General features: G+C 38.9%; 3 protein-coding genes. 2 read left to right on the plus strand and 1 reads right to left on the minus strand.

Annotated features, from left to right (window positions below):
- Positions 1–279: 279 nt before the first annotated feature.
- Entirely contained in the window at positions 280–1,038 is a 759-nt protein-coding gene (locus ADI58_RS07610; protein WP_000173372.1) for an ABC transporter ATP-binding protein, read from the plus strand.
- A gap of 1 nt (position 1,039) precedes the next feature.
- On the plus strand, positions 1,040–3,028 hold the full coding sequence (locus tag ADI58_RS07615; RefSeq protein WP_049522070.1) for an ABC transporter permease: 1,989 nt from the start codon (positions 1,040–1,042) through the stop codon (positions 3,026–3,028).
- A gap of 41 nt (positions 3,029–3,069) precedes the next feature.
- Here ADI58_RS07615 and ADI58_RS07620 read toward each other — a convergent pair whose 3' ends face one another.
- Positions 3,070–3,765, minus strand: a complete 696-nt coding sequence (locus ADI58_RS07620) for a VIT1/CCC1 transporter family protein (RefSeq protein ID WP_049522071.1) — start codon at positions 3,763–3,765, stop codon at positions 3,070–3,072.
- Positions 3,766–3,913 lie beyond the last annotated feature (148 nt).

The raw sequence follows: 3,913 nt of genomic DNA on the forward strand, positions 1-3,913 counted from the left end.
TTTCTTTTTATGGTAAAATATTTTTAATAAAATATCTACATTTCCCCCAATCTTACAAAAATGTAAGATTAAAGTCTCTTTTGTAAGATTAGGTTATGGCAAGCAGTCTTTTTTTGATGTAAACTAGACTCATAAAGAACAAAGGAGTAACATCATGAAACAAATCTTACATAAGAAAACTAGAAAACCAAGTCACAAAGAAATCGAGCGTGTTCAGCTGGGATGCGCTATGATGCAAGCAACATTTCATTTGATGGGATATTAAGAAAGGAGATTCTCATGACACTTTTAGATGTAAAACACGTTCAAAAAATTTATAAAACTCGTTTTCAGGGCAACCAAGTAGAAGCCCTCAAGGATATTCACTTTACCGTCGAAAAAGGCGATTACGTCGCTATTATGGGTGAGTCTGGTTCTGGTAAATCAACTCTTCTCAATATTCTAGCTATGCTGGATAAACCAACTCGTGGCCAGGTTTACTTAAATGGAACTGACACAGCAACCATTAAAAATTCACAGGCTTCTAGCTTCCGTCGTGAAAAATTGGGCTTTGTCTTTCAAGATTTTAACTTGCTAGATACTCTGTCTGTTAAGGACAATATCTTGCTTCCGCTTGTCTTGTCAAGAAGACCTATTACGGAGATGATGAAGAAATTGGTGGTGACAGCTGAGAATCTAGGCATCAACCAATTGCAAGAGAAGTACCCTTACGAGATTTCTGGTGGTCAGAAACAGCGTGTAGCAGTAGCACGCGCCATCATCACAGAACCTGAAATTCTCCTTGCTGACGAACCAACAGGGGCCCTTGATTCCAAGTCATCTGCGGCCTTACTTGATGTTTTTGATGAAATTAATGAGCGTGGCCAAACCATTCTCATGGTAACCCACTCAACAGCAGCAGCCAGCAGAGCCAAGCGTGTGCTCTTTATCAAAGACGGCATTCTTTACAACCAAATCTACCGTGGAGAGAAGACAGAACGTCAGATGTTCCAAGAAATCTCTGATACCTTGACTGTGATGGCAAGCGAGGTGAATTAGTATGTTTCGATTAACCAATAAGTTAGCGGTATCGAACTTGATTAAAAACCGCAAACTCTACTATCCTTTTGCGTTGGCTGTTCTCTTGGCAGTCACCGTGACCTATCTATTTTACTCTCTAACCTTTAATCCTAAGATTGCGGAAATTCGTGGAGGAGAAACCATTCAAGCTACTCTAGGATTTGGTATGTTTGTCGTCACCCTTGCGTCAGCCATTATCGTCCTCTATGCCAATAGTTTTGTCATGAAGAACCGTTCCAAGGAACTGGGAATTTATGGCATGTTAGGCTTGGAGAAGCGTCATCTGATCAGTATGACCTTTAAGGAGTTAGTGCTATTTGGGATTCTAACTGTTGGAGCAGGAATCGGTATTGGAGCCTTATTTGATAAGTTGATTTTCGCTTTCTTGCTCAAACTGATGAAATTGAAGGTTGAACTGGTCGCTACCTTCCAGATGAAAGTTGTCATTGCAGTACTTGTTGTCTTCGGATTGATTTTTCTAGGCCTCATGTTCCTGAATGCTTTACGAATCGCCCGTATGAATGCTCTCCAGCTCTCTCGTGAAAAAGCTAGTGGTGAGAAAAAAGGTCGTTTTCTACCTCTCCAAACCATTCTTGGGTCCATTAGTTTAGGTATTGGATATTATCTTTCCCTTACTGTAAAAGATCCCCTTACAGCTCTAACAACCTTCTTCCTAGCTGTTTTGCTGGTTATCTTTGGAACTTATCTCTTGTTTAACGCAGGGATTACCGTTTTCCTCCAAATCTTGAAGAAAAATAAGAAATATTACTACCAGCCAAATAACCTGATCTCAGTGTCTAATCTGATTTTCCGTATGAAGAAAAATGCGGTTGGACTAGCAACTATCGCTATCTTGTCAACAATGGTTTTGGTGACCATGTCTGCAGCGACTAGTATTTTCAATGCTTCAGAAAGCTTTAAAAAAGTTCTAAATCCTCATGATTTTGGGGTTTCAGGGCAAAATGTTGAAAAAGAAGATTTGGACAAACTCTTGAGCCAGTTTGCAAGTGACAAAGGTTATAAGATTAAAGAGAAAGAAGTTCTTCGTTACGCTTACTTTGGTGTTGCAAACCAAGAAGGTAGCAAGTTAACCCTTTTTGAAAAAGGACAAAATCGTGTCCAACCCACAACAGTTTTCATGGTATTTGACCAAAAAGATTATGAAAATATGACTGGCCAAAAACTGTCTCTATCAGGAAATGAGGTCGGACTCTTTGCAAAGAATGAGGGAGTTAAAGAACAGAAAGCTCTAACTCTAAATGATCATCAATTTTCTGTCAAAGAAGAATTTACTAAAGATTTCATTGTCAACCATGTCCCAAATCAGTTTAATATTTTGACTGCTGATTACAATTACCTTGTTGTTCCTAATTTGCAAGCATTTTTGGATCAATTCCCAGATTCGGCTATCTATAATCAGTTTTACGGTGGCATGAATGTAAATGCCAGCGAAGAAGAACAACTCAAGGTTGCTGAAGAATATGATAAATACCTCAATCAATTTAATGCTCAATTAAACAAGGAAGGTAGCTATGTTTATGGTAGCAATCTAGCAGATGCTAGTTCTCAGATGAGTGCCCTCTTTGGTGGTGTCTTCTTTATCGGTATTTTCCTATCCATTATCTTTATGGTCGGAACTGTTCTGGTCATCTATTACAAACAAATTTCTGAAGGCTATGAAGACCGTGAACGCTTTATTATCTTGCAGAAAGTCGGTTTAGATCAGAAGCAAATCAAGCAAACCATTAACAAACAGGTTTTAACTGTTTTCTTCCTTCCTTTGCTCTTTGCCTTCATACATCTAGCCTTTGCCTACCATATGCTTAGCTTGATTTTAAAAGTGATTGGTGTAATAGATACGACTATGATGTTGACTGTGACCTTGTCTATCTGCGCTATCTTCCTCATCGCTTATGTGCTGATTTTCATGATTACTTCAAGAAGCTATCGCAAGATTGTCCAAATGTAAAAAAGATACCTCGACTTCAAAATCGAGGTATTTCTTGTCTTCTAAATGCTGAAAAGTTGTCCAAGTAAGAAGGTAACGCCCATAGTTAAGATACCAATAGCAAGGTTCCGAATCATGGCTGTTTGGGTTGGGGCTTTTCCAAGTTTGGCACTAGTGTAACCAGTGAGAAGAAGGGCCACACCGACGATAAGGACAGTAGCAGGGATGCGGTATTCACTTGGAAAAATAGTTACTGAAAGCATTGGAGGCAAACTTCCAAGGAAAAAAGAAATAAAGCTAGAGATAGCAGCATGCCAAGGATTGGTAAACTCTTCATACTCAATCCCATATTTTTCCTCTACCAAAGCCTTGAGCGGATTATTTAAAAAGGCTTTGTTGGTGAGAAGTTGGGCTGATGTTTCACACTCACCATTTTGAATATAGGCCGCATAGAGAGATTTTTTAGCTAACTCTATATCTTGGTCTAGCAAGACTTGCTCACGCGCAACGGCCGCTTCCTCGGTATCTTTTTGAGTTGAAACGGACACATATTCTCCACCAGCCATTGAAAAGGCACCAGCTAAGATAGCCGCAAAACCTGATAAAAAGATAATCCAGATATTGCTCGTGGCACTAGCAACCCCGATAACCACACCAGCAATGGAAATAATTCCATCATTGGCACCAAGAACACCCGCACGCAGGATATTTAAACGACCTGCAAAATTTGAATCAATTTCGTGATTTGTTTCTGACATACTATTCTCCTTTTTATCCAGTATAAAGGAAAAATATAAGGAAATCAATCTTTTAAAAGTATCTGAAAAAAGTTGCACGATTTTAATGATATAAAAATGCCGACATCTTCTCTAATAGATCAAACATCGAATGTAAAGAGCATAGAAT

This window comes from Streptococcus mitis (genome assembly GCF_001074635.1).
Lineage (GTDB): Bacteria > Bacillota > Bacilli > Lactobacillales > Streptococcaceae > Streptococcus > Streptococcus mitis_E.